The following is a 25,036-nucleotide window of genomic DNA, read 5'->3' on the forward strand; positions in this document are numbered from 1 at the left end:
CAGCGGGCCTGGCCTCCCGGCCTCAGAAGCGCGTCGCCAGTCCGACCGCGACGGCGCGCCGCGCCGTCAGCTGCACGCCATTGACGCTCTGGTGCAGCGGGTGCTGGTAGAAGGCATAGACGCGCATCCGCTCGTTCAGCTCGTAGCTCACGCCCGGGCTGAGGAACAGCGAGCGGCTGCCGCTGTCCTCGGGCTCGGCCTGCGCCCCCCGGTCGCGCCGCTTGACCACCGCATTGAGCTGCAGCAGGCCCGCGAACTTCTCGCCGAAGCGGCGCGCGTAGCCCAGGTCCAGCGTGAGCTGCGCGCCGGGCGCGAATTCGTCATGCCGGTTCAGCGGATGCTGCAGTTGCGCCTGTGCGAACCAGGAGCCCGTGGCGGACAGCTGGTGGTGGAAGAAGGCGCCCAGGATCACGTCGGTGGTGCCGGTGCCCGGCTGCAGGCTGCGCTCGGCCACGTCGCCGTCGTCGTTGGCCACGCCGGTGCGGCCGGTCGGCAGCTTCACGCCGAAGATCACGCCGGCGGTGCTGGTGCCGCTTCCGAGCGGCTGCTGGTAGCGGCCGGTCAGGCGCAGGTCGCCGATCTCCCGGAAATCCCAGCGTTCCTCCACCTGACCACCCTGGTGGTTGTGGATGTGGAAGTGCTTGCGGTCCACGATGGGCAGGCCCACCGAATAGCCCCAGCCGGAGGCGAAACTGCGGCTGTAGTTCGCCAGCAGGTTGCGGTTGGCGGTGCTGACTTCGTCGTGGTGACGCGGAATCTCGCCCACGCCGATGCGGCGCGAGCCGGTGCGGGGCTGGTCCTGGTGGATGGACTCGTAGCGCAGGTCCAGCACGGCGCCTTCGGCCAGGCCGAGGGCATCGGAGGCCCAGTCGCTATTGACGGAACAGAAGGCCGAGCCGCAGCTCGCGTGCGCCGCGCCGGCGGCAAGAAGGAGGGCGGCGGCCAGCGTCGACGCGCGGGCCGCTGCGCCAGGGGTCTGGTGCAAGGTGATGTCTCCTGAAAGGCAGGGCAGGTCCGCCGCGCTCGGCGGCGGACGGGATCGGGAACCAGGCGGATCAGGAGAAGCGGGGCGGCCCGCGGGCGGGCGGCTGCGCCAGCGCCTGGCCGCGCGGGGCGGCGGCGCGCGGCGGCACGGGGGGCGCGGGTGGGGTGACGCCGTGCCCCGGCAGCGCGAAGTCCCGCGGCGGCGGCGCCGCCGAGAACAGGCAGGCCGGGCACTGGGCAAGGTGGTGGGCAGCGGTGTGTCCGCCCTGCCCGTGGCCAGGATGCTCCTCGTCGCAGTCCTGCTGCGAGTGCTGGTGGTGGCCGGCGGCCGTGGCCACCACCGGCAACTGCAGCAAGGCCGTGGCCTGCAGCGCCGCGAACCACAGCAGGACCCACGCCGCGGCGAGGCGGGCGAGCCGGCGGGATCGGGCCAGGGCGGGCATGGCGCCGATTGTCACTCGATCGTCCCCGCCTCCCTACAATGCCCTGATGGACAGACGCCGACTGCTCGGACTGCTGGCTGCCTTGCCGATCGCGCAGGCGGTGGCCGCGCCGCTGCAGGCCGGCCGCTTCGATCCCGAACGCGACGCGGTCGCCGACGTGGAGGCGGCGGTGGCCCGCGCCCGGGCGGAAGGCAAGTCGGTGCTGGTCGACGTGGGCGGCGAGTGGTGCGCCTGGTGCCACATCCTCGACCGCTTCATCGAGTCGCGGCCCGAGGTGCAGCGCACGCTCCAGGACCATTACATCGTGGTGAAGGTGAACTGGTCACCGCAGAACCGCAACGAGAAGCTGCTCTCGCGCTGGCCGCCGCCGGGCGGCTATCCGCATTTCTACGTGCTCGATGGCGAGGGCCGGCTGCTCGTGTCGCAGGCCACCGGCGAGCTCGAGGCCGGCCGCGACTACGACGAACGCAAGATGCTGGCCTTCCTGCGCCGGCATGCGCCATCCCGCGCGAACCGCAGCTAACGCGAACGCCGCGCGCGCAGCGCGAGCACCGGCGACAGCAGGGTGACCAGCAGCACCAGCGGCCAGAGGTTGCCGTCGCGGAAGGTGTAGGCGGCCAGCATCTCGTCCAGCGTCCGGTGCTGCACCAGCGCGCCGAAGCCGAATTCGAAGGCGAGCGTCATCAGCAGCCAGGCGACGCCGATGCGCCAGGCGCGCGCCGTGGAAGACGCCGCCAGCCAGGGCAGCGCCGCGAACGCCACGGCCAGGATCGCGAGCGAGAGCAGCAGGCCGCTCGCCAGCAGCCCGGCGGGACGGCCCCAGGCGGGCAGCAGGTACGCTTCGCGCAGGGCGCCGTTCGCGATCGCCAGCACGAGGATGGCCAGCCACGCCAGCACGGCGCGGATCCACCACCGGCTGTTCGCCTGCTGCTCGTCCATGGCGGGAAGTATGCGCCGGCCCGGTATTTCTTCGCGCCTGCCAAGCACGCGCAGCTCGACCAGGGTGGCGGCCACGGCAGCCCTTGCGCGGCGTACGATGCCCGCATCGCCATGGCCACGCCCTCCGAGAACGCCCCGACGGCCCCGCGCATCCGCGTGGTGCTGGCCGACGACCACGACCTCGTGCGCGGCGGCATCAAGGCCTTGCTGGAACTGATGCCCGAGGTGGAGGTGACCGGCGAGGCGCGCAACGGCGAGGACCTGCTCGCCCTGCTGGAGGAAGTCACGCCGGACCTGGTGATCACCGACCTGGCCATGCCCGGCGGCGACGGGCTCGCGGCGATCGCCCGGATCCATGCGCGCCACCCCGGCCTGCGCGTGCTGGTCCTGTCGATGTACGACAGCGTCGATTTCGTGCGGCGCGCCCTCTCCGGCGGCGCCAGCGGCTACCTGATGAAGGACTCGGCGCCGCAGGAGCTGGAACAGGCGGTGCGCGCCATGGCGACGACCGGCAGCTACTTCAATGCCACCATCGCGCGGGTGCTGCTGCAGCCGCCGCCGCCGCCCGACGACGACGGCCTCACGGAACGCCAGACCGAGATCCTGGTGCGGCTGGCCAGCGGCCTGTCGTCCAAGGAGATCGCGTACGAGCTGGGGCTGAGCTCCAAGACGGTGGACGTGCACCGCGGGCGCATCATGGAACGCCTGGACCTGCGCGACGTGGCGAGCCTCACGCGCTATGCGGTGCGCAAAGGATTGATCAAGGCCTGATGCGCGGCACGCCGGGGGTTCTACACTGCCTGCATGCGCCGCACCTGGGGACTCGCTGGCTTCCTGCTCGGAATGCTGCTGCTCGTGCTGGCGGGCGTCGCCGCCGCGCGGACCCCGCAGGCCGTGCAGGGGGTGCTGGCCGCCCCTGAGACCCTCCAGCGGCCGCTGCCCCTGGAGGGCCAGTGGGGCTTCGCCTGGCAACGGTTCGTCGATCCGAACTGGGACCAGCTCCCCACCCAGGCCTTCGCCCCGGTGCCTGCGAGCTGGAACGCCATCGAGGGCAAGCCCCCCGGCGAGAACGGCTGGGGCAGCTACGTGCTGCGGGTCGACTGCCCGCCGGGCCGCTCGCTGTCGGTCGAGGCCGTGGGCCAGCGCACCGCCTCGCGCCTGTTCGTCAACGGCACCGAGGTCGCGGCGCACGGCCGCCCGGGGCCCTCCCCGCAGGAGAGCTGGGCGGCCGTCCACAACCGGGTGCCGATGACGCGCGAGTTCGCCTGCCCGCTGCGCATCACGCTGCACGTGTCCAACTTCGACCACCGCGCCGGCGGCTTCGTGCGCCCCATCTGGGTCGCGCCGCGCGAGGTGCTGGCCCGCGCGCGCGAGGCCCGCCTGATCGAACATGCGGCGCTGCTCACCGTCTACCTCGTGACCGGCGCGGTGGCGCTGATCTTCTTCGCGGTGCGCCGGCGCGAGCGCATCCCGCTCGTGTTCGGCCTGTTCTGCATCGCCATCGCGGTCTACACCGACATGATCGGCGAGCGATTGTTCCTGCGGCCGCTGCCGGCGCAGGTTTCCTGGTTCGGGTACATGCGCGTCGAATACCTGTCGTGGCTGGCGGCCATGGCCTTGTTCCTGCTGACGCTGCGCGGCCTGTTCCCGGTGGAGATTCCGCGGCTGGCGGTGCGCGTCGTGCTGGCGATGCTGGGGCTCGCCGGCGTCGCGGTGCTGGCGCTGCCGCCGGCCATCTACTCCTACCTCGTCGTGCCGGGGCAGGCGATCGCGGTCGGGGTCTGCGTGCTGGTCGCGGCGGCCATGGTGCGCTCGGCGCGGCGGGGCAATACCGACGCGCGCGTGCTGCTGGCGGGCATGCTGGCCGTGCTCGCGTCGCTGGCCCTGGACCTGCTGCTGATCGACACGCCCGGGCCCGACCGCAAGTTCGCCACGCTGGGTTTCGCCGCGTTCCTGCTCTCGCCCGCCGTGGTGATCGCCCGGCGCATGAGCGCGGCGCTCAACGCGGAGGAACGCAGCCGCACGCTGGAGGAGAACGCGCGCCTGCGCGAGGACGTGGAGCGCATCTCGCGCCACGACCTGAAGACGCCCCTGAACAGCATCCTCGGCGCGGCGCGGCTGCTGCGCGACGACGCGCGCCTGGCGCCCGACCAGCAGGAACTGGTGGGCGTGCTGCAGCGCGCCGGCCTGCGCATGCTGGAGATGGTGAACCTGTCGCTGGGCCTGTTCCGCATGGAGACGGGCACCTACGCGCTGCGGCCGCAGGCCGTGAACCTGCGCGAAGTCGTCTCGCGGGTGCTGGTGGACCTGCATCCGTACGCCGAGGCGCACCGCGTGGCATTGCAGTGGGGCGCCTCGCATACGGCGCCGCTGCACGTGCGCGGCGAGGAGCTCCTGTGCTACTCGATCATCGCCAACCTGGTGAAGAACGCGGTGGAGGCGGCCGGCCCCGGCGCGGGCGTGGCGATCACGGTCACCGCCGGCGATCCGGTCACGCTGGCGGTGCACAACCCGGGCGAGGTGCCGCCCGAGATCGCGCGCCGCTTCTTCGACAAGTACGTGACGGGGCGCAAGACCGGCGGCACCGGCCTGGGCACCTATTCCGCGCGGCTGATGGCGCGTGCCCAGCACGGCGAGCTGCGCATGCAGACGGGCGCGGCAGGCACCACGCTCACGCTGACCCTGCCCGCGCTCAAGGGCGCGCTGCCGCTGCCCGCGCCGGCCAGCACCGCCGAGGCCCCGAAGGACGACTGGCTGCGCGCGCTGCCCGCGCGCGAGGTGCTGCTGGTGGACGACGACGAATTCACGCGCCTCGTCACCGGCCGCATGCTGCCCAACCCGCCCTTCCACGTCGAGACCGCGAGCAACGGCGAGGCCGCGGCCGAGGCGATGCTGCGACGCTGGCCGCACTACCTGCTGCTGGACATGGAGATGCCCCTGCGCGGCGGCGTCGACACCGTGCGCTGGGCGCGCGAGCGGGAGGCCGCGGAGAAGCGTCCGCGCTGCCGCGTCATCATGATGTCCGGCAACGACGACGAGGCCTCCGCCGCCCGCGCGATGCAATCGGGCGCCGACCGTTTCCTGGTCAAGCCGGTGAGCCGCGAACGCCTGCTCGCCGCACTGCGCGAGCTGGAGAGCACGCAGCCCGTGCCGCCGGCGGCCGCCCTGCAGCCCGACCTGTTCCAGCCGCACCCGGCCTCCGCCCCCGGTGACGTGCCGAGCGCGCAGGACGAACAGGTGGTGATCGATGCCGAGTGGGCCGAGGTGTTCCCCAACTTCCTGCAGTTGCAGCGCGAGACGGTCGACGCGATGGCCGGAGCGCTCGCGGCGGGCCGGCGCGACGAGCTGCGCTTCCTGGCGCACCGCGCCTACGGCGCGCTCGGGGCGATGGGCCTGAACTGGGCGGCGCGCCAGAGCCGCGTGCTGGAACACGGCGCCGGCGACGCGGCCCTGCAGGAACTGGAGCAGCGGGTGCGCGCCCTGCGGGCGCACCTGGACCGGCTGCAGGTGGAATACCGGCCGGCGGACAGCACGTCCTAGCGCTCCGGTGGCGCGGCGCCTGGCGCGCAGGGGCCCAACAGGCCCGCGCCGGCACGGCTTTCCGACCTGCGCAAGAATCGCGCTTTGTCCGCGCCCTGCGGGGCGCCGTTCGCATGTCCCTGTATCGCCTGGTCGGCCGCTTCGTGCTGCGGCACCGCACCGCGTATGCCGCTTCGGCCCTGATGCTGCTCGGCATCGCCCTCCTGATCGTCTGGATCCCGCGGCAGATCGGCCACGTGGTCGACGGCCTCGTGGGCGGCCAGTTGCAGCGCGCGGCGCTGCTGCGCGAGCTGGCCTGGCTGCTGGCCGCCGGCGCCGCCGTGTATTTCCTGCGCGTGGGCTGGCGCCTGCGCCTCTATGCGGCCGCCTACCGCATCGGCGTCGAACTGCGCGAGCGCCTCTACGCGCGCCTGTCGTTGCAGGGCGCGGGCTTCTACCAGGACCATCGCACCGGCAACCTGATGGCGCTGGCCACCAACGACATCGACGCGGTGGAGATGGCCGCGGGCGAGGCGCTGCTGGCCGGCTTCGACGGCACGCTCACGCTGGTGCTGGTGGTGGGGATGATGTCGCTGGGCGTGGACTGGCGGCTGGCGGCCTGCGCGATCCTGCCGTTCCCGCTGATGGCGTTTGCCTTCTGGCGCATCTCGCGCCACGTGCACGCCGCCTCGCGCCAGTCGCTGGAGCGCTTCGGCGCGCTCAACGACCACGTGCAGGAGACGCTCGCCGGCGTGCGCACGCTGCGCGCGCTGGGCCTGCAGGCGCGCAGCGAGGCGCAGTTCACCGTGCTGGCTTCCGGCGCCGCGGCGGCCAGCCTGGACGCGCAGCGCTGGGAGGCCGCGTACGAGCCGGCGGTGGGCTCCACCTTCGCGGCCGCCACGATGATGGTGCTCGGCGCGGGAACGTGGCTGGTGTGGCACGGCCAGCTCACGGTGGGCCAGCTCACCAGCTTCAGCATGTACCTCGGTCAACTCGTGTGGCCGATGTTCGCGGCCGGCTGGGTGCTGTCGCTGCTGGAACGCGGCAAGGCCGCCTGGGCGCGCCTGCAGCCGGTGCTCGATGCGCCGCTGAGCGTGGCCGACCACGGCACGGTGCCTGCGCTGCGGCCCGGGCCGATCGAGCTGCGCGACGTGCGCTTCGCCTATGGCGCCGGCGCGCGGGCCGCGCTCGATGGCGTGTCGCTCACGCTGCAGCCCGGGCGCACGCTGGGCCTGGTCGGCCCTACCGGCGCGGGCAAGACCACGCTGCTGAAACTGCTGCTGCGCCAGCATGCACCGGGGCACGGCGAGCTGCGCTGGAGCGGCGTGCCGCTGCAGGACTACACGCTGGCCGCCCTGCGCGCCGGGGTCGCGTGGGTTCCGCAGGAGCCCTTCCTGTTCTCGGCCTCGGTCGCGGAGAACATCGCGCTCGCCAGGCCGGGCGCCACGCGCGCCGAGGTGGAACGGGCCGCGCGCCTGGCCGCCGTGCACGAAGACATCCAGCGGCTGCCGCGCGGCTACGACACGCCGGTCGGCGAGCGCGGCGTGACGCTCTCGGGCGGCCAGCGCCAGCGCGTGGCGATCGCGCGCGCCCTGCTCGCCGACGCTCCGCTGCTGTTGCTGGACGACGCGCTGTCGGCGGTCGACACCGAGACCGAGGCGCGCATCCTGGCCCACCTGCGCGCGGCGCGCGTCGGCCGCACCGTCGTGATCGTGAGCCACCGCCTGAGCGCTGTGCTCGATGCGGACGACGTGGTGGTGCTGCGCGACGGCCACATCGCGGAACAGGGACGCCATGCGGCGCTCGCGGCCGCCCACGGCTGGTATGCGCGCCAGTGGCGCTACCAGCAACTGCAGGCGAGCCTCGATGCCAGCTGAATCCATCGCCGGCGCACCCGTGGCGGCCGCGCCTGCGCGCCGTCCGCGCTTTCGCGCCGAAGCCGCGGCGCTGCTGCTGCGCGCCGCCGCACCCGAGCGCCGCCACCTCTGGTGGGGCGTGGCCTGGCTGATGCTGGCCGCCGGCCTCGAAGCGCTGGGCCCGCTGGCGGGCAAGATCCTGATCGACCGGCACCTGCTGCCGCGCGATGCCAACCTGCCGCGCATCGCGGCCCTGCTGGTGGGTGCGCTGCTGGCCGGCATGGTCGCCAGCGCCGTGCGTTACCTGCAGCTCGTGCGGCTGTCGGGCGTGGCGATGCGCTCGGTGCAGCGCATCCGCGAGGAGGTGTACCGCCACGTGCTGCGGCTGCCGATGTCCTTCTTCGACCACGCGATCACGGGCCAGCTGGTGAGCCGCGTCACCAACGACACCGAGGCCGTGAAGACGCTCTACGTGCAGGTGCTGTTCGTGATCCTCGACAGCCTGATCCTGCTGGCCGGCGCGATGCTGGCGATGCTGTGGCTGGACTGGCGGCTGATGCTGATCGTCGCGGCGCTGGTGCCCGCCGTGGCGCTGATCGTGTATGCCTACCAGCGCCTGTCCGCGCCGGCCGTCACGCGCAGCCGCGAACTGCGCAGCGAGCTGAACGCGCACGTGGCCGAATCGATCGCGGGCATGGCGGTGCTCCAGGCAGCCAACGCCGCGGCGCGCTTTCGCGAACGTTTCGGCGTGCTCAACGAAGGCCACTACCGCTCGCGCCTGGGCGAGCTGCGCGCCAACGCCTGGCTGCTGCGGCCGGTGCTGGATTTCCTCAACGTGCTGCTGCTCGCCGTGGTGCTGTGGGTGTTCGGCCTGCGCGCGGGCAGCGGGGCGATGAGCGCGCTGGAGGTGGGCATCCTGTACGCCTTCATCAGCTACATCTCGCGCGTGATCGAGCCGCTGATCCAGATCACCATGCAGTTCTCGCAGCTGCAGCAGGCGCTGATCGGCGCCTCGCGCGTGCAGGCGCTGCTGACGGAGGTGGAAGCGCCGGTGGCCAGCGAGCGCGCTCGCGTGAGCCGCGGCGAGATCGCGATCGAGCGCCTGACCTTCGGCTACGACCCGCGGCGGCCCGTGCTGCACGAGGTGGACCTGCGCATTCCCGCCGGCAGCTTCCACGGCATCGTCGGCCACACCGGCAGCGGCAAGACGACGCTGCTGTCGCTGCTGCTGCGCTTCTACGTGGCCAGCCCCGGGCACATCCGCATCGACGGCGTGCCGCTGGAGGCGATCGGCGAGGACACCTTCCGCGCCAGTGTCGGCATGGTGCCGCAGGAGCCCTTCCTGCTGGCCGCCAGCGCGCGCGAGAACATCGCGATGGGCCGTGCCCTCACCGACGCACAGGTGGAGGCGGCCGCGCGCGCCGCGCATGCGCACGATTTCATCACGGGCCTGGAGCGCGGCTACGACACGCTGCTGGGCGAAGGCGGCGCGCGGCTGTCGGTCGGCCAGAAGCAGCTGCTGGCGATCGCGCGGGCGCTGGCGGGCGAGCCGCGCATCCTGTTCCTCGACGAGGCCACCTCGCACATCGATTCGGAGACCGAGCAGCTGGTGCAGCACACGCTGGCGGCGCTGCGCGGCCGCGTCACCGTGGTGGCCATCGCGCACCGCCTCTCCACCGTGCGCGACGCCGACCGCATCGTGGTGCTCAACCACGGCCGGGTCGCCGAGCTCGGCACGCATGGCGAGCTGATGGCCATCGAAGGCGGCCTCTACCAGCGCCTGTACCAGCTGCAGCAACTCGAGGAGGAAGACGAGCAAGTGCAGTAGCCGGGTTTCCCCCCGGTCCAGCGCTCTCTTCCGTCAGCCTGTCTACCTCATTATGATGAGCCCCTGGATGTAACACCCTGTGCCGATGACTGCCTTTCGTTTCAGGCGCGGCGCCAGGGTGAGTGGGAGTCTGTGAGGCATCATGAAGGACGACACGCACGGCGAGGCGACGGGCACCGAGCCGGGCAGGCGCTACCTGACCCTGCTCTTCGCCGACCTCTCGTATTCCACGGAGCTGGCGGAGGCGATGGTCACCGAGCACTACGCCGAGCTGCTCGGCGCGGTGCGCCAGATCTACCTGGACACGATCCCGCGCTACGGCGGCATGGTGGTGCGGGTGCAGGGCGACGGCCTGCTCGCCCTCTTCGGCTACCCCCAGACGCGCGAGGACGACGGCCGCAACGCGGTGGCCGCGACGCTGGAATTGCACCAGCGCGTACGCGAGCTCCCTATCCCGCTGCCGTCCGGCTTCTCACCCTCCCTGCACAGCGGGCTGCACTCCGGCCTCGTGCTGCTGCGCAGCGGCGACATCGACCTCGGTCGCTTCGAGCTGCTGGGGACGGTGCCCAACATCGCGGCCCGCCTCTCGTCCGCCGCCGCGCCGCACGAGATCATGGTGAGCGAGGAGACGCTGGGCCCCGCCAGCCGCTTCTTCGTGACCAGCCCGCCGCAGCTGCTGAAGGTCAAGGGCCGCGCCGATCCGCTGCTGGTCTACAAGGTCGACGCGCGCGCCAGCGCCAGCGAGACCTTCCAGCGCACGCGCCGCAGTCCCACGGATTTCTTCGGCCGCGACGGCCAGCTCGCCCTGCTGGAACGCGCGATGGACGACGCCCTGGGCGGCCGCATGCGCGCCGTGGCGGTCGCCGCGCCCCCGGGCATGGGCAAGACGCGCCTGATCGAACAGTTCCTCGCCCGCGTGCTGCAGCGCGGTTGCACGGTGCTGCGCGGTTATTGCGAAAGCAGCCTGGGCGCCGAGCCGCTGCAGCCCTTCCGGCACATGCTGCAGGCGGTGGCGGCCGAGGCACCGGCCACCACGCCGGCAGCGTTCGAGGCCCTCTTCGCCGGACTGGCGCAGGAGCAACCGCTGGTATTGTTCGTGGACGACTGGCAGTGGGCGGACAACGCCTCGCACCACGTGCTCGCGTCGCTGCGCCAGCGCAGCGGAGCCCGGCTGCTGGTGCTGCTGTCGATGCGCGACGACGCGCTGCGCGCCGGGCCCGCGGAAGTGGACCAGACCATCCTGCTGCCGCCGCTGACGGACGCCGAATCGCTGCAGGTGGTCGCCGCGCGGCTGCCGGGGGCCGACCCCTTCGTCGCCGAGCGCATCTGCCGGCAGGCGAGCGGCAACCCGCTGTTCCTGGAGGAACTGTGCCACTCGGCCGCCCTCGGCGACGTCGACCGCCGGCCCGGCCGCGCATCCGGCGCGGGATGGCTGAACCACCTGGTCGAATCGCGCGTGCAGCACCTGGCGCCCGAGCAGATCGAAGTGGTGCGCGTGGCGGCGGTGATCGGCAACGTGGTGCCGGCCTGGCTGCTGGAAGAGATCACCGGGCAGCCGGTCGAAGGACCGCTGCAGCGCGGCCTGGCGGAGCAGGACTTCCTGTTCGCCGGCGAGCGCGCGGGCACGCTGCGCTTCAAGCACGGCCTCACGCGCGACATCATCTACGAATCGGTGGGCCTGCACGCGCGCCAGCAACTGCACCTGCGCATCGCCGAGGCCCTGCGCCGGCAGGGCGCCTCCGAGGCGCCCGACGAATCGCTGCAGGCCCTGGCGCTGCACTACGACGCCGGCGGCAACGCGGCGCAGGCCGCGCACTTCGCGGAGCTGGCGGGCGACAAGGCACTGGCGGCCTCCGCGCTGGACCGCGCGCGGGCGCTGTACCGCGTGGCGCTGGCGGCGCTGGACCGCCTGCCGCAGACGCGCGAGGCGGCGCTGCGCTGGATCCGCATCGTGGAGCGCCTGGGCCGCGTGTGCGTGTTCGACCCCATGCGCAGCGAACTGGCGCTGGGCGAGCGCGGCCTGCAGCTGGCGGAACAGCACGGCGACCTCGCCACCGTCGCCCGCGCGCGCAACGTGCTGATGTACATCTCGTATTCGATGGGCGACGTGCGCGACGCCATCGCGCACGGCGAACGCGGCCTGGTCGAGGCGCGCGAGTCCGGCGACGAGAAGATGCTGGTGCAGACCGTCGCCGCGCTCGGGGAAGCCTATTGCGCCGCGGCGCAGTACGACCGCGCCCTGCCGCTGCTGGACGAAGCCATCGCGATCAAGAGCCGCTTTCGCACCGGGCAGCGGACCAACGTGGGCCTCGCCTTCACCCTGGTATGCCGCGCCTACCTGCTGGGGGACCGCGGCGAGTTCGCGCAGGCCGAGGCGTTGTTCCGGCAGGCGCGCACCTGCATCGCGGAGATCACCCACGAGATCGGCGCCACGCTCAATGGCTGGCGCGCCGCGGTGCTGCTGTGGCAGGGCCGCTGGGCCGAGGCCCGAGAAGCCGCCGACGAGTCGGCCCGCCACGCCGAGGCGACGCACAGCCTGGCGCAGCTCTCGATCGCGCGGGCGGAAAGCGCGTATGCCGACTGGATGCTCACGCAGCGGCCCGAATGCCTGGAGACGCTGCTGGAAGTGCTGGCCTGGCTGAAGCCACGCGAGAGCGCGCTGTACCGGTCGCTGAACCACGGCTGGCTCGCCGACGGCCTGCTGGCCGCCGGCCGCCGCGCCGAAGGCCGCTTCCATGCGGCGCATGCGATCCGGCGCGGCCGCCAGGGCGACCTGCTGGGGCTGGCCATGACGTACCGGGCGCTGGCGCGCGATGCCGCGCAGCATTGCCCCGACCGCGTCGACCATTACCTGCAGCTGGCGACGCAGGCCTCGCGCCAGCGGGGCTCGGCGCACGAACTCGCCGCCACGCAACTGTGTGACGCGCAGCTGGCATGGCAGGCCGGCGATGGCCCGCGTGCCACCGCGCTGCTCGGGGAAGCGACGGCCGCCTTCACGCGCATGGGGATGGCGTGGCATCGCGAGCAGGCGGCGGCGCTGCGCCGCCTGGTGGATGCCGCTATGTGTTCGGCGTGAGGATCAGCAGCACCGGCGAGCCGGTCGGGCGCAGGGTGCCGGCCTTCATCAGGCCCGCGATCATTCCGAGCAGGACGCCCATGGCCATGTGGTAGCCCGGGCAGCCGTGCACGGTGGTGTTGGTGCCCGTGCGCTCGTCGCGCCCGAACACCAGTTCGTCCGGCGCGGCCGCATCCGTCAGCGCGGAGCCCATGCCCAGGACGACCTGCCGCTCGGGCGAGAAGTCGACCGCGTCCTTGCCGTGTGCCGGGCAGCGCCACAACATGCCCGGCACGGGATCCTTGCGCATTGCCGCGAAGAGCGGCTTGCGCAGGGCCGCGGCGGCCTGGTCGTAGCTCAGATCGCGCGCCGGCGAGGCCTCGAACAGGTCCTGCTGGCGTTCCCACAGGCTGGCCTCCTCCTTGACCCACTTCTCCATCACGCGCAGGAAGTTCGGCTGCACGGTCGGGGGAAAGCCCAGGAGGACACCGGCGATGTTCACGGCCAGCGTCGACTCGTAGCCGCTCGCCGTCAGGCCTTTCAGGATCGCCGCGGTCAGGGGCGCGGCCGCCAGGTCCGGCTTGCCCTGCAGCCACTGCTGCACCGCTGCCAGCGCCGTCTTGCCCTGGGCCTGGCCGGCGTGCTCCACATCCGGGCGCGGATGCGGGGAGAAGATGTAGCGCGAGGCGCTCAGGAAATGCCCCGGGCAGCGCGCGGGCGTCGTGTCGTCGGGCAGGCGGCCGCCCGCCACCATCACCGGGTTCGGCACCTTCTCCGGATCCGGGTCCTGCGGCAGGCCGAACCAGATGCGGCACAGGGTGGCCAGCACGACGTCGCTGAAGTTCACCAGGTCGACCGGCTTGCGGACGATGTCGCCGGCGGAGCGGGGCAGCTCGGGACAGCCTTCGAGCACCTTGGCCACGATGCGGAGGGTCAGCTCGAAGGCGTCCTTCTCGGAGACGGACTCGATCACCTTGTTGACGACCAGCTGCGCGCTGCGCGCGGGGCCGGGGTCCATCCCGAGGATGTTCTGCCCGAGCGAAGCAGCCATGCGCCGGCCGTAGCCCTGCACGGAATAGTGGTCGCCCTGGTCGTTCATCGCCTCGAGCACGCCGGACAGCGTGCCCACCAGGCGGCCGTAGGGCGTGCCCTGGTACTCGCCGGCACGGATCTTCTCCCACACGGCCTTCGACCGGTCGCGGTCTTCGATCACCTGGCGCATCTGCTCCAGCCTGTCCATGGGCGCAGCGGCGGGAGGCGCCGGCGGCGCGGCGGGTTCGGCGCGGAACGCCGCCAGTTGCGCGAGCACCGGCAGCGAAGGCACGAACAGGTACAGGCCCCACTGCAGCTCCACCAGCGGCTTGTCGCCGAAGGCGACGCGCACGACCTGCCCGGCGGAGTCGAGGAAGCGGAAGGTGTTCGACTCGCCCTCCTGCGGCACGCGCAGCAGCGGATCGCCCTGCGCGGAACCGACGCCGCTGCTGTTGCCGCCGGCGACCCAGCGCTGGATGGTCTCGAACTGCTCCGCGATGCTGGCGCAGTACGCCATGAACATCACGCCGCGGTCGGCCGCGCCGCTGATCGGCGTCGGCAGCGGCCCGTAGGACATGCCGCGGCGCAGGATGCGCGGCGTGTACGCACGGCCGTCGCGCGGATTGGTGCGCCGGATGTGCGAGTGGAAGGGGCAGGCGTCGCTCGCGGCCTGGTCCGCATAGTCGAAATCGTTCTTGTCCGTGGCGCCCGGCGGCAGGGGGGCCAGGGGCGTGCCGTCGCGGCGGCGCCCGACCATCCGGGCCAGCAGTTCGTCGCGCTGGCGCGGCTCGAGCTGCGCCATCGCCTCCTGCAGGTGGTCCATGCGCTGGCGCAGCTTGCGCACGACGAGGAAGCTGCCGTCCTGCAGCAGGGGGGCGACACCGCCGGCCTGGTCGCCGCGGTCGTTGCCGTAGCCGAGCACCAGCTCGCCGGTGCTCACCAGGTCCTGGTACACCGAGCGAGGCCTGGGCGGCGCGCCGGTGGGGACTTCGGGCTGGCTGATGCCGTCGGCGACGTTCATGTGCCCGGAGACATAGCCATTGCTGCGGTAGGTGCGCAGGGGCTCGACGGCCAGCACGCGCAGCCCGGTGGTGGAGGCATCGAGCGCGGCGACCAGCGGTTCGAAATCCTTGTGCAGCGCGTAACCAGGGTCCTGCGCATCCTGCAGGCGCAGGTGGATCACCACGTGCACCGCGTTGAGGTCCACGCGCTGGGCGGCCTGCTGCTTCCACAGCAGGGGGCGCGTCCAGCGGTCCGGATGGTTGCCGCGCAGGTCGCCGAGCAGCGCGCTGCGCGCCTCCATGCCCTCGTAGAACTCCTGCGGGAAGGCATCCAGGCGCTGCGGCGGCAACCCGAGCTGCCGCAGGCCTGCGTAGGTGAAGGCGACCAGGTAGCGCACCGGGCCGCCGTGCGCCGCGTCGCAATACGGCGCCAGCCGCGCGATTTCCGCCAGCGCGTCGTCCGCGTTGCGCACGCGCAGCAGGACGACGCAGCCGTGCGTGACCTGCTCCTGCGCGCTGGCGAGGATGTGCGACTGCAGGCGTGCGGGGTCACAGGGAACGGGCGGTGGCGCGACTTCCGGCGCGACCTTGTCGTACTCGAGCCAGTCCAGTTCGTCGCGGAACGTGACCGTCCGGTTCTCTTGCCACACCCGGGCTTGCGGCGTGCCGGCAGGCAGCGCGTCCAGCGCGCGCATCACCTGCATGGACTCGGCCAGCACGGACTGCGCGAACCGGCGCAGGATCGCGAGGTCGTCCTTCGCGTGGTGGCCGGCCGGATCCGGGGGAAAGTAGAGGGACAGGCGGTACAGGCCCTTGAGCGTGCGCAGGGGCAGCACCAGAGCACGCAGAGGGTCCGCCATGGCGCGGGCCAGCGCGGCCTCCTGCTGCGCGCAAGACGAAGGCAGCGCCAGGCGAGCGAGATCGCGCTCGCAGCCCCCGCGCTCGCGCTGCGTCCTTTCGACTTCGGCCAGGTAGCGCTGGTCCTGCAGCGTCGTCGCGGCCTCGGCATAGAAGAGGCCGGCCTCGATCTCGTTCGTGCGCACCCAGTCGCAGTACTTCTCGAAGGTGGAGGTGCGCGAACCCGGATAGGTGTCGTTGTGGCAGAACAGCAGGTCCAGCAGCGGGCCGATGTCGCGGTAGATGACCCGCATGTACGGCTCCCAGCCGCCGTCGAAGGTGACGTTGAGCGACAGCTGCCAGGGACTGCCCGCCGCCTGGGGCTTCACGAGCGCATAGCGGAAGTGATGGATGATGTCGAGCCGGGCGACGGTGTCGACGAAGAACGAGGGCAGCAGCTCGGACTCGCGCAGGTTCTGCCGCGCCGACTGCAGCGCGTCGAGCACCTTGCGCAGCCGCTCCACGTACGAGATGGGCTCGAAGCTCTTGACGAGTCCTTCGCGCACCGGCGCGAGGACGGCGAGGTTGGTCACGCCACGCAGGCCGGTGGCACGCCGGCGCGGCCTCGGCTCGTACGGTGCGACGGTGGGCTGGTCGGCACGAGCCTGGGCCCCACCCGTGCCGCCCTGCGAGCCCGGCTTGCCCGGTCGTGTCGGCGACCGGTCACCCGGCCGCTTGCGATCGGCCTTCGCCTTGCTGGGCGGACGTGCCTCCTCGTCCCCCTTCGCCGCCGGCCGGACGGCCTCGAGCGAGACCGGCTTGCCGCGCAAGGGCTCGGCCGCCGCCTTCCCGATCGCCGCCTTCCCGATCGCCGCCTGCCGCACTGCCCCACCGCGCGCGGCCGACCGGCCCGCCGGCGCCTTGCGTGCCGTCGCCTTCCCATCCATGTCGATTCCCCTTGTCGATTGCGGCGCAGGCTAGCGCGCCCCTCTCCTCGTGACCATCCTTCATTGTGCGCACCCACCTTCGGGGGTACGCACAGTCGCTGCTATTCCAGGTTCCTGGCCGCCGGGCTCTCGCGCGAATACGCCGGCATCGCGAGGAAGGCCTTCGGCTCGTAGGTCCAGAACTGCGACACCTCGGGGAAGGTCTCCACGATGGTGTTCACCAGCTGGCCATCCTTGCGCTCCACCTTGCGCACGTAGATGTTGAGCACCGGCTTGCCATACTCGTCCAGGTGGATCGGCCCCATCGGCCCGCTGGCCAGCTTCGCCTGGTGCAGCGCGCGCACGAAGGCGGGCTTGTCCTCGAACCTGCCGTTGACCAGTTTCAGCGCCGCCTCGAGCCACAGGCTGGCCGTGTACGTGCCCGCGGTGTAGAAGCCGGGGGTGACCTTGTACTCGCCGCGCACGGCATCGACGAAGCGCCTGTTGTCCGGCGTATCGATCGCGGCCGAATACCAGCTCGCGGAATACACGCCCAGCGCCTCGTCGCCCATGAGGGCCAGGATGCCCTCGTCCACCGCGGTGGGGTTGCCGAGCACGGTCGGCTTGAGCTGGTACTCCTTGTACTGCTTCAGGAAGCGCACGCCGTTGGTGCCCGCGAAGCCGGCATAGACGCCGTCGACGTTCTGCTTGAGCTGCGAGATGTAGTTGCCGTAGTCGGCCACGTTCAGCGGCGGCCACAGGCGCTGCACGCCCTTGCCGCCGTTGTCCTCGAAGGCCTTGAAGAAGCCCGCCGCGCCTTCATGGCCGTAGGCGAAGTCGTCCGCGATCAGCGCGATGCGCTTCATGCCCAGCTTCTTCGCCGCCCATTGACCGAGCACGTGCGTCGGCTGCGCCGCGGTGCCGACGGCGTGGATCACGTACTCGTTCTTCTTCTGCTGCGCCAGGTCGTTCTGCGCCGCGGAGGTGGGCGTGATCAGCGGCACCTTCGCGTGCAGGATGTAGTCGTCGATCGCGATCGCCTCGAAGGTGGCCAGCGGCCCGATGATCACGGCCACCTTCTCCTTCTCGACCAGTTCCTGCGTCTTCGTCTTGGCGCCCGCGGGGTTGCCGCCCGTGTCGGCGATCACCAGTTCGACCTTGCGGCCGGCCAGCATGTTGCCGCGCTCCTTCAGCAGCAGCTGGATGCCCTGCTCCATCTGCCGGCCGCCGGCCGCCAGCGGGCCGGTCCGCACGGTGAGGAAGCCCACGCGCAGCGGCTCGCCCTGCGCCAGCGCGCTGGCGTGCCACCCGAGCGGCGCCAGCCCCAGGACAGCAAGCGCGAGGAGGGATGGGCGTCGCTGCATGGCGGTCTCCGGGGCGTGGGGGGCGGGAGAGCAGGATAGGAGTTTCGCCCCGGCGACGGACGCGGGTTAACACCAGCGTGCGGTCCCTGCGGTGCCCCTGCACCGGCGCGACCTTCCCTGCGCGCCGTGACGGGGTGCCAATCGCCTCAGGGCGCGCAGAACGCGCCGCTGGCGCTGGCAGGAGAGGCCGGCGCGGCGCCCGGCGCCAGCCGCTCGATGCAGGCGACGATGTCGCCCCGGTTGTTCCAGTAGAAGCCCGGCACGTCGTTGGGGTACAGCGCCAGCAGGCCGGTGTGCTGCACCTCCACCACCGGCTCGGTCTCGACGGGCTGGCCGTGGCCGATCCGCTGGCGGCCTTCCTTGTCGCGCACCACGGCGGCCATCAGCGTGAACCAGTCGGCATCGTCGCGCCGGAACCGCCGCAGCAGGTTCATCACCGCGCTGCCGGCGTCGCCGTGCGGCGGCGTGCTGCAACGCTGCGCATCGCACCACTTCTGCCCGGGTGCGACCTGGACCTGGTAGCGCTGGCCCTTCACGACGACGAGCGACGTGCTGGTGGCCATGCGGTCGGCATGCACCAAGACCTGGCAGCGTCGCCCTTCGTCGAGGAAGCCGCTGCACGTGGGCGCGGTGGCCACGGGCCGCACTGCGTCCCGCACCTCGTGCGCGCAGCCGGAGGCCAGCACGGCCAGGGCCACGGCGACGGCGCGCGCGGCGAGGGGCAAGGTGGGGCTGGGCAGGTCGGTGGGCGGCATGGAAGTCCTCCTTCGGGCCGGATGCGCGCAGCGCGGGCTGCGCAAGGGCTCATTCGATGCGCCAGCGCGCGACCTTGTCGGCGTCCCATTCCAGGCCGGTGCCGGGCTTGTCGCCCAGCGGCCAGCAGCCGTCGACGATCTCCACCGGCTCGGCGGCGACGGCATCGCTCCAGTCCACGTATTCGAGCCAGTGGGCCGTCGGCGTCGCGGCGAGCAGGTGCGCGCTGACCTCCGGCATCAGGTGCGAGCTCATGGGAATGCCGTGCGCCTCCGCCACGCCCGCGGCCTGCATCCAGCCCGTGACGCCGCCGATGCGCGCCACGTCGGGCATCGCGAGGTCGCAGGCCTGCGCCTGGATGGCGCGCAGCAGGTCCTTGGGGCCGTCGAAGTTCTCGCCGATCTGCACCGGCAGGTGCAGCTCGCGCGCGAGCTCCGCACAGCCCGCCAGGTCGTCCTGCCGGATCGGCTCTTCCAGCCAGCTCACGCCTTCGGACTGCAGCGCGCGGCCGCGCAGCAACGCCTCGTGCCGCGAGAGCGCCTGGTTGTAGTCCACCATCAGTTCCACGCTGGCCGGCAGGCGCGCGCGCACGGCCCGCGTGACGGCCAGGTCCTCGTTCAGCGTCGCGTAGCCCAGGCGCAGCTTCACCGCCCGCAGGCCGCCTTCGAGCAGCGCCTGCGCCTCGTCGGCCGCGGCCTGCGGGCTCATGAGCCCGAGGCCGCAGGAGTTGTACGCGCGCACCGGCCGCGGTGAGCCACCGAGCAGCGTGACGAGCGGCGCGCCGGCGGCGACGGCGAGCGCGTCCCACAAGGCCATGTCGAACACCGACAGCGCCATGCGCACCAGGCCCGTCACGCCGATCAGCGCGAAGCGCCGCTGCAGCTTGGCCGCGATCGCCACCGGCGCCACGGGATCGCCGCGCACGATCTCGCAGGCATCCTCCACCAGGGCCGCGATCGGCTTGGCGGCGCTGCGGCGGTAGCAGAAGATGTAGGCGCGGCCGGTGACGCCCTGCTCGGTGAGCAGTTCCAGCAGCAGCAGCGGCGCGGCCTGGATCGTGGCGGCGCTGGTGCCCAGCACGTAGCGCAGGGGCACTTCCACCGGCGTGCAGCGCACGCTGCGCACGCGCAGGGCGGCGAGCGGCACTTCAGGCATGGGGGGCTCCTTCCGCATGCAGCGCGAGGATGTCGGCGATCGCGCGATTGAGCGGCGTCGGCACGTCCTTCGCCTGGCCCAGTTCCACGACGCCGCCGGCGAGCCAGCGCACCTCCAGCCGGTTGCCGCGCTCCAGGTCGTGGTGCATGGAGGACGTCATGTCCGGCGACACGTCGTCGGCGAGCTGCAGCCGCACCTCGGCGTAGTTCTCCGGCAGCGGCACGCCGTGCGCGCGCCCCACGGCGACCACTTCGCGCATCACGTCCAGCAGGAAGGCGCGCGTCTGCGGGTTGCCGCGGATCGGGCCGATCGTCTTGCGGATCGTGGTCGTCGTCCCCGACAGGCCGACGAGGAAGACGAACTTCTGCCAGATCTCGCGCAGGATGTGGTCGGACAGTTCGGCCTTGATGCCACCGGCCAGGCAGGCCGCCAGCAGGGCCTCGCCGCGCGCCGAACGCGTGCCGTCGAATTCGCCGAACACGAGGTGCTGCATCGGCCCGGTCTGGCGGATCACGCCCGGCGCCGCGATGGTCGTGGCGACGTAGCCCACGCCGCCCATGACCTGGCGCTCGTCGAAGGCGGCGCGCAGGTACTGGTCCTTCAGCACGCCGTTCTGGAACGAGACGATGGTGGTGCGGGGACCGACCAGGGGCCGCATCTGCGCGATCGCCTGCTCGGTGTCCCACAGCTTGACGCACAGCATCACCACGTCCGCGACGCCGACGTCGGCCGGGCGGTCGGTGGCGTTCACCTTCGCCAGGTGCATGGGCTCGGGCCCTTCGATGCGCAGGCCGTCCCCGCGCATGGCCTCCAGGTGCCGGCCGCGGGCGATGAAGTGCACGTCGGCGCCGCCCTGCGCCAGCCGGGCGCCGAAGTAGCCGCCCAGTCCGCCCGAACCCATGATCGCGATACGCATCCTGTCTCCTTGTTGCTTGTTGCTTGTTGCCCGCGGCAGCGCCTACTCGCCCTGCCAGTAATCGAGGTTGTCCTGCTGCCGGCCCACGTGGCGGAAGCCGTCGGGCCCCATGCCATCGAGCACGGCGAACTTGCCCGAGTCCGGATAGTGGCAGACCTCGGGATGCAGCATGGTGCTGACCGCCAGCACCTTGAGTTCCGTGGCGCCGGTGTTCACGATCTGATGCGCCACCTCGGGCCCGCCGCTCGGGCAGGCGATGACGTCGCCCGCGCGCAGCGGATACGTCGCGCTGCCGAAGCGCAGCTGCCCCGTGCCTTCGATCACGAAGAACATCTCCTCGTTGAGGCGGTGGCTGTGGAAGGGGAAGGCGCTCTTGCCGGGCGCCACCGCGGTGACGTTGAAGCCCAGCCGCCTGGCGCCGAGCGCGGGCGCGAGCGCGGCGATGCGGCCGCCGAAGCGCTCCTGCGGCATCGCGCTGCCCCGGCTGCGCGACCGCTCCGCGAGGTCGGTGTACTGCGCATCGGCGATGTTCATGACGGGAGCGGGCATGGGGTCTCCTTGGCGTCGCCGCATTCTGCAGGAAAGCCCCGCGCGGCCGCCCTGGCCCGGCGAAAACGCCAATGGCGCGCGTGCGGGCTTGTCCGCAGAATCGCCGCGCAGGCTCCAGGGGACCCCATGCTCAGTCGAAGAGAACTTCTCGTCGCCGGCGCGGCCGGCGCGCTGGCCGGCAACGCGCTCGCGCAGGCCTTTCCGTCGCGCACCATGAAGATCGTGGTGCCGTTCCCACCCGGAGGGACGGGCGACGTGCAGGCGCGCGTCATCGGCGAATCCATGGCGCGCGCGCTGGGCCAGCCGATGCTGGTGGAGAACAAGCCGGGCGGCGGCACGATCATCGGCACCGCGCAGGTCGCGAAGTCCGCGCCGGACGGGCACACGCTGCTGCTCATGGCCAACAGCTTCGTGATCAATGCGAAGCTGCACGCGGCCACGCTGCCCTACGAAGGCATCAAGGCCTTCGAGCCGGTGGCGTGCCTCACCAACTCGCCGCAGCTGCTGGCGGTGAATGCGGCCAGCCCGTACAGGACGTTCAAGGAGTGGCTCGACGCCGCCAAGGCGAAGCCGGGCACGATTTCCTATGCCACGGTGGGCCCCGCGACCACGCAGCACATCGCCGGCGAGATGCTGCAGCGCGCCGCCGGCATCCGGCTGATCTACACGCCCTTCGCCGGCGGAGCCCCGGCGGTGAATGCGGTGCTGGCCGGCCACGTCGACACGGTGCTGGCGAACGTGAACGAGATCCAGGCCTTCCTGGAGGCGGGCAAGATGCGCGCGCTGGCCGTCACCACGCCACAGCGGCTGGACACCTTCAAGCAGCTGCCCACGGTGTCCGAGTCGGGCCTGCCCGGCTACGAAGCCTCCGCCTGGTTCGGCCTGTGCGCGCCGGCGGGCACGCCCAAGGCCGTGATCGACCGGCTGGCGCAGGCCGCCACCGGCGCGCTGGCGGACCCCGAGATCCATCGCAAGCTGGTGGGCGTGGGGCTGGAGCCCTATCCGATGGGGCCGGCGCAGTTCGCCGCGCATATCGCGGACCAGTACGCGAAGTACTCCAGGGTGATCGACGAGGCCGGCATCAAGGCCTGAGTCCGTTACAAGCGCGGGCCGGAAAACGCGTCGCCGCACCGCCCGGCGGTCGGGCGCCGCCGCCTGTCCCGGACTAACACCTAAGGGTTAGCTGCTTGTCAGCGACGCCCCGTAACGAATCGACCGTCTGGTCGGGGACTCCCCATTTCGTCACACTTGGAAACAACTAGGAGGACGCGATGGGAACGAGCAGTTGGGGACTTTCGCGAGAGGTGGCGCCATGCTGAGGGACCCCCTTGCAGCGGGCAACGGACTGGTGCCGGGTGACAGTGCAGCGGCGCTGCCGGCCGATCGCGCCGGCTGGCTCGACCTGCTGTCGGAGGAACTGCTCGCCGAGCTGCCGGTGGAGGCCTGGCGCAAGCTGTTCCTCGGCCCCGGCTACGAAAGCATCCGCTTCGTCCACGAAACCTCCACGCTCCTGTGCTGCGAGGCGCCGACGCCCGAATGGAGCGAGGACGACGTGCGCACGCTGGCCGCGCGTTTCGGCGGGTCGGTCGAGCGTTACGCCCAGCGCGTCGTGGTGGCATTCGCGCGGCCGCGCGCCGCACTGGAAGTCGCGATGCTGCTGCAGCGCACCTGCACCCGCCGCCTGCGCACCGCGCTGCTCACCGCGCCCTGCGTGGCCGCGTGCTTCGAGGTGGAGGGCGAAAGCCGGCGCCTGACGCTGGGCGATGCGCCGGGCGCGGCCCGCGCCTGCGCCGACAGCGCCCCACCCGGCAGCATCCACCTGTGCGCCGCGACCTGGCGCGCGCTCGGTCCCGCCGCGCTGGAGCAGCAGACGCAGCGCGCCCTCGTCACCACCGAATACCAGGGCGACGAGGTGATCTCCGCCTTCATCACGCCGGCCCCGCCGCCGCGGGCGGACCTGAGCACGTTCGCGGGGCTGGGGCTGGTCTGAGAAGCCGAGGCGAGTCGGTGCGTCGGCGCGCTCACGCGTGCGACGCGCGGGTAGCATGGCGCGGATGAACCAAGCCGCGCCCGCCCGCCTGCTCGTCATCCCCGGCAGCTCCCGCACCGGATCCCTCAACCTGGCCCTGGCGCACGCGGCCTGCCGCATCGCCGAGGCGCAGGGCGCGTCGGTGCGCCTGCTGGACCTGCGCACGCTGGCACTGCCGGTGTACGACGGCGACATCGAGGCCGGCCCGGGCGTGCCCGCGCAGGCCGGCGAGCTGGTCGAGGCCATCGTCGCGGCAGATGCGGTGCTGATCGTCACGCCCGAGTACAACGGCTTTCCGACGCCGCTCGTGATCAATGCGTTCGACTGGATTTCGCGCGCCGGCGCGAGCGGCACGCGGCCGGCGGGCCTCAAGGCCACGGCGGGCAAGCCGGCCGGCCTGCTCTCGGCATCGCCGGGCCCGCTGGGCGGGCTGCGCTCGATGAACTACCTGCGGCAGTACCTGCAGATGGCCTTCGCGATGATCGTGCATCCGCGCCAGTTCGCGCTCTCGCGCGCCGACCAGGCCTTCGACGCCGCGGGCGAACTCAAGGACGAGAAGGCCCGCGAGGCGGTCAAGGGTGTCGTGCAGTCGCTGCTGCAGCTGGCGACGGCACTGCGGGTGCCGGCACCAGCCTGATCGCGGCGCCGCGCGGCGCTAGCCGCGCGCCTTGCCGGCCAGGCGCAGGATGTCGTCGAGCGCGTTGCCGTCGCCGTTGGCATCGAGCAGCGCGCCCAGGCCGCCGAGACCGCCGAGGCCACCACCACCCTGGCCAGCCTGGGCTGCCTGGCCGCCACCGAGCACGCTGCCCAGCACGCCCCCGAGCATGCCGCCGAGGCCCCCGCCGAGCCCGCCGCCCTGCGCGGGCGCATCGGCCGCGGCGCCGCGCTTGCTCATGAAGCCGGCCACCAGCATGGCCAGCAGCGGCAGCATCTTCTTCAGCAACTCGGGGCTCAGCCCCGATTGCGCGGAGGCGCTCCGGGCCACCGTGCGGCTCACGTCGCGCGAGCCGAAAATCTCGCCCAGCACGGCGTCGCCGGCCGCCACGTTCGTCGGTTCCGGCGCCAGCACCTGGTCCATCAGGCCGCCGCCGCCCAGCTTGCCCAGGAGGTCGCCGAGGCCGCCCATGCCGCCCTCCTGCGCCTGGTTCTTGAAGCCGCCGAGGATCGCGGGCAACAGCGCTTCGGCGCCGTTGTGCGCCTCCTCCGGGGCGATCCCCAGTTCGCGGGCGATCGATTGCAGCCCTCCCGCCTGGGCCAACATGTCGGTGATCTGCATGGCGCTCCTCCGTCGTGATACCGGGCGGCGGCCGCCCGGCCACCGTCGTCGAGGCATGCTAGTCCCGTGGAAGGCCCGCCGGGGCGCCCACCCGTCGGGCCCGGCGGCCGTCCCCCGCAGGTTGCGTGGCGTCAAGGCGGGCCCGCCAGCACCCCGTCACGCGGCCGGGCTCACGTCGGGCGCGGGCCGCGGGCCGCGGGCCGCGGGCCGCGGGCCGCGGGCCGCGGGCGGCGATGCGGCGATGCGGCGGCGGATCAGACCCCGCCGAACGGCCGCCCGTTGGTCCGGTTCGGCTGCAGGGTGATCGGCGCGGCGGGGAAGCCGGGCACCGCCGGCGCGAAGCCGATGACGCTGCCGATCGGCGTGCCGGCCGGGACCACGATGTTCGTGCCGGGCACGGGCGTGGGCACGGTGATGACGCGCGGCGCGGGCGCCGGGCGGCCGCCCTGGCCGCCGCCGCCACCACCGCCGGGACCGGCGGCGTGGGCAAGCGGTGCCAGCAGCAGGGCGGCCAGCGCGGAGGCGGCCGAAAGGCGGATGCGGTTGTTTCCGGACATGACAAATCCCTTCAAGG

The 25,036-nt window shown here is 72.4% G+C and carries 20 protein-coding genes; 9 read left to right on the forward strand and 11 right to left on the reverse strand.

Annotation, left to right across the window (positions count from 1 at the left end; genetic code table 11):
• Positions 1 to 22: 22 nt before the first annotated feature.
• Both WG923_RS03070 and WG923_RS03075 read right to left on the reverse strand, forming a co-directional pair.
• On the reverse strand, positions 23 to 985 hold the full coding sequence (locus tag WG923_RS03070; RefSeq protein ID WP_340349459.1) for a transporter: 963 nt from the start codon (positions 983 to 985) through the stop codon (positions 23 to 25).
• Between the two features lie 70 nt (positions 986 to 1,055).
• The gene (locus tag WG923_RS03075) at positions 1,056 to 1,427 is read right to left on the reverse strand and encodes a hypothetical protein (protein ID WP_340349460.1); all 372 of its coding nucleotides are present in this window, start codon (positions 1,425 to 1,427) and stop codon (positions 1,056 to 1,058) included.
• Between the two features lie 46 nt (positions 1,428 to 1,473).
• On the opposite strand from WG923_RS03075, the gene WG923_RS03080 reads away from it, so the two are divergent.
• Entirely contained in the window at positions 1,474 to 1,950 is a 477-nt protein-coding gene (locus tag WG923_RS03080; protein ID WP_340349461.1) for a thioredoxin family protein, read from the forward strand.
• Here WG923_RS03080 and WG923_RS03085 read toward each other — a convergent pair.
• Positions 1,947 to 2,441 carry a hypothetical protein gene (locus WG923_RS03085; protein WP_340349462.1) on the reverse strand — a complete coding sequence of 165 codons (495 nt, stop codon included), beginning with the start codon at positions 2,439 to 2,441 and terminating at the stop codon, positions 1,947 to 1,949. The two genes, WG923_RS03080 and WG923_RS03085, sit on opposite strands and share 4 nt — an antisense overlap.
• A 36-nt stretch (positions 2,442 to 2,477) precedes the next feature.
• On the opposite strand from WG923_RS03085, the gene WG923_RS03090 reads away from it, so the two are divergent.
• The 5 genes from WG923_RS03090 to WG923_RS03110 all read left to right on the forward strand — a co-directional run bounded on the left by WG923_RS03090 (position 2,478) and on the right by WG923_RS03110 (position 12,645).
• The gene (locus WG923_RS03090) at positions 2,478 to 3,137 is read left to right on the forward strand and encodes a response regulator transcription factor (RefSeq protein ID WP_340349463.1); all 660 of its coding nucleotides are present in this window, start codon (positions 2,478 to 2,480) and stop codon (positions 3,135 to 3,137) included.
• 33 nt (positions 3,138 to 3,170) lie between these two features.
• On the forward strand, positions 3,171 to 5,906 hold the full coding sequence (locus WG923_RS03095; protein WP_340349464.1) for a response regulator: 2,736 nt from the start codon (positions 3,171 to 3,173) through the stop codon (positions 5,904 to 5,906).
• 113 nt (positions 5,907 to 6,019) lie between these two features.
• Positions 6,020 to 7,762: an ABC transporter ATP-binding protein gene (locus tag WG923_RS03100; protein WP_340349465.1), complete on the forward strand. Its 1,743-nt coding sequence runs from the start codon at positions 6,020 to 6,022 to the stop codon at positions 7,760 to 7,762.
• Positions 7,752 to 9,569 carry an ABC transporter ATP-binding protein gene (locus tag WG923_RS03105; protein ID WP_340349466.1) on the forward strand — a complete coding sequence of 606 codons (1,818 nt, stop codon included), beginning with the start codon at positions 7,752 to 7,754 and terminating at the stop codon, positions 9,567 to 9,569. The genes WG923_RS03100 and WG923_RS03105 overlap by 11 nt, the downstream gene beginning before the upstream one ends.
• 142 nt (positions 9,570 to 9,711) lie before the next feature.
• On the forward strand, positions 9,712 to 12,645 hold the full coding sequence (locus WG923_RS03110; RefSeq protein WP_340349467.1) for an ATP-binding protein: 2,934 nt from the start codon (positions 9,712 to 9,714) through the stop codon (positions 12,643 to 12,645).
• Here WG923_RS03110 and WG923_RS03115 read toward each other — a convergent pair.
• The 6 genes from WG923_RS03115 to WG923_RS03140 form a co-directional block, all read right to left on the reverse strand.
• Complete coding sequence (locus WG923_RS03115) at positions 12,629 to 16,441, reverse strand: Dyp-type peroxidase (protein ID WP_340349468.1); 3,813 nt, start codon at positions 16,439 to 16,441, stop codon at positions 12,629 to 12,631. The genes WG923_RS03110 and WG923_RS03115 overlap by 17 nt on opposite strands.
• A 101-nt stretch (positions 16,442 to 16,542) precedes the next feature.
• Complete coding sequence (locus WG923_RS03120; protein ID WP_340349469.1) at positions 16,543 to 17,784, reverse strand: ABC transporter substrate-binding protein; 1,242 nt, start codon at positions 17,782 to 17,784, stop codon at positions 16,543 to 16,545.
• A gap of 146 nt (positions 17,785 to 17,930) precedes the next feature.
• Positions 17,931 to 18,539: a hypothetical protein gene (locus WG923_RS03125; protein ID WP_340349470.1), complete on the reverse strand. Its 609-nt coding sequence runs from the start codon at positions 18,537 to 18,539 to the stop codon at positions 17,931 to 17,933.
• 49 nt (positions 18,540 to 18,588) lie between these two features.
• Positions 18,589 to 19,692, reverse strand: coding sequence for an enolase C-terminal domain-like protein (locus WG923_RS03130; protein ID WP_340349471.1), 1,104 nt, complete (start codon positions 19,690 to 19,692; stop codon positions 18,589 to 18,591).
• Positions 19,685 to 20,608, reverse strand: a complete 924-nt coding sequence (locus WG923_RS03135) for a ketopantoate reductase family protein (RefSeq protein ID WP_340349472.1) — start codon at positions 20,606 to 20,608, stop codon at positions 19,685 to 19,687. Before WG923_RS03135 ends, WG923_RS03130 begins: the two co-directional genes overlap by 8 nt.
• Positions 20,609 to 20,650: 42 nt before the next feature.
• Positions 20,651 to 21,157 (reverse strand): cupin domain-containing protein, encoded by a 507-nt coding sequence (locus tag WG923_RS03140; RefSeq protein WP_340349473.1) that lies wholly within the window; start codon positions 21,155 to 21,157, stop codon positions 20,651 to 20,653.
• Between the two features lie 126 nt (positions 21,158 to 21,283).
• Here WG923_RS03140 and WG923_RS03145 point away from each other — a divergent pair, with 126 nt between their 5' ends.
• The 3 genes from WG923_RS03145 (at position 21,284) to WG923_RS03155 (ending at position 23,823) form a co-directional block, all read left to right on the forward strand.
• The gene (locus WG923_RS03145) at positions 21,284 to 22,249 is read left to right on the forward strand and encodes a Bug family tripartite tricarboxylate transporter substrate binding protein (protein WP_340349474.1); all 966 of its coding nucleotides are present in this window, start codon (positions 21,284 to 21,286) and stop codon (positions 22,247 to 22,249) included.
• Positions 22,250 to 22,469: 220 nt separating this feature from the next.
• Positions 22,470 to 23,147, forward strand: a complete 678-nt coding sequence (locus WG923_RS03150; RefSeq protein ID WP_340349475.1) for a hypothetical protein — start codon at positions 22,470 to 22,472, stop codon at positions 23,145 to 23,147.
• 64 nt (positions 23,148 to 23,211) lie between these two features.
• Positions 23,212 to 23,823, forward strand: a complete 612-nt coding sequence (locus WG923_RS03155; RefSeq protein ID WP_340349476.1) for an NADPH-dependent FMN reductase — start codon at positions 23,212 to 23,214, stop codon at positions 23,821 to 23,823.
• 18 nt (positions 23,824 to 23,841) lie between these two features.
• On the opposite strand, the gene WG923_RS03160 is transcribed toward WG923_RS03155, so the two are convergent.
• The gene (locus WG923_RS03160; RefSeq protein ID WP_340349477.1) at positions 23,842 to 24,462 is read right to left on the reverse strand and encodes a DUF937 domain-containing protein; all 621 of its coding nucleotides are present in this window, start codon (positions 24,460 to 24,462) and stop codon (positions 23,842 to 23,844) included.
• A gap of 254 nt (positions 24,463 to 24,716) precedes the next feature.
• The gene (locus tag WG923_RS03165) at positions 24,717 to 25,019 is read right to left on the reverse strand and encodes a hypothetical protein (RefSeq protein WP_340349478.1); all 303 of its coding nucleotides are present in this window, start codon (positions 25,017 to 25,019) and stop codon (positions 24,717 to 24,719) included.
• Positions 25,020 to 25,036: the final 17 nt, after the last annotated feature.

This window comes from Ramlibacter sp. AN1133, from assembly GCF_037890035.1.
Classification (GTDB): Bacteria; Pseudomonadota; Gammaproteobacteria; order Burkholderiales; family Burkholderiaceae_C; genus Ramlibacter.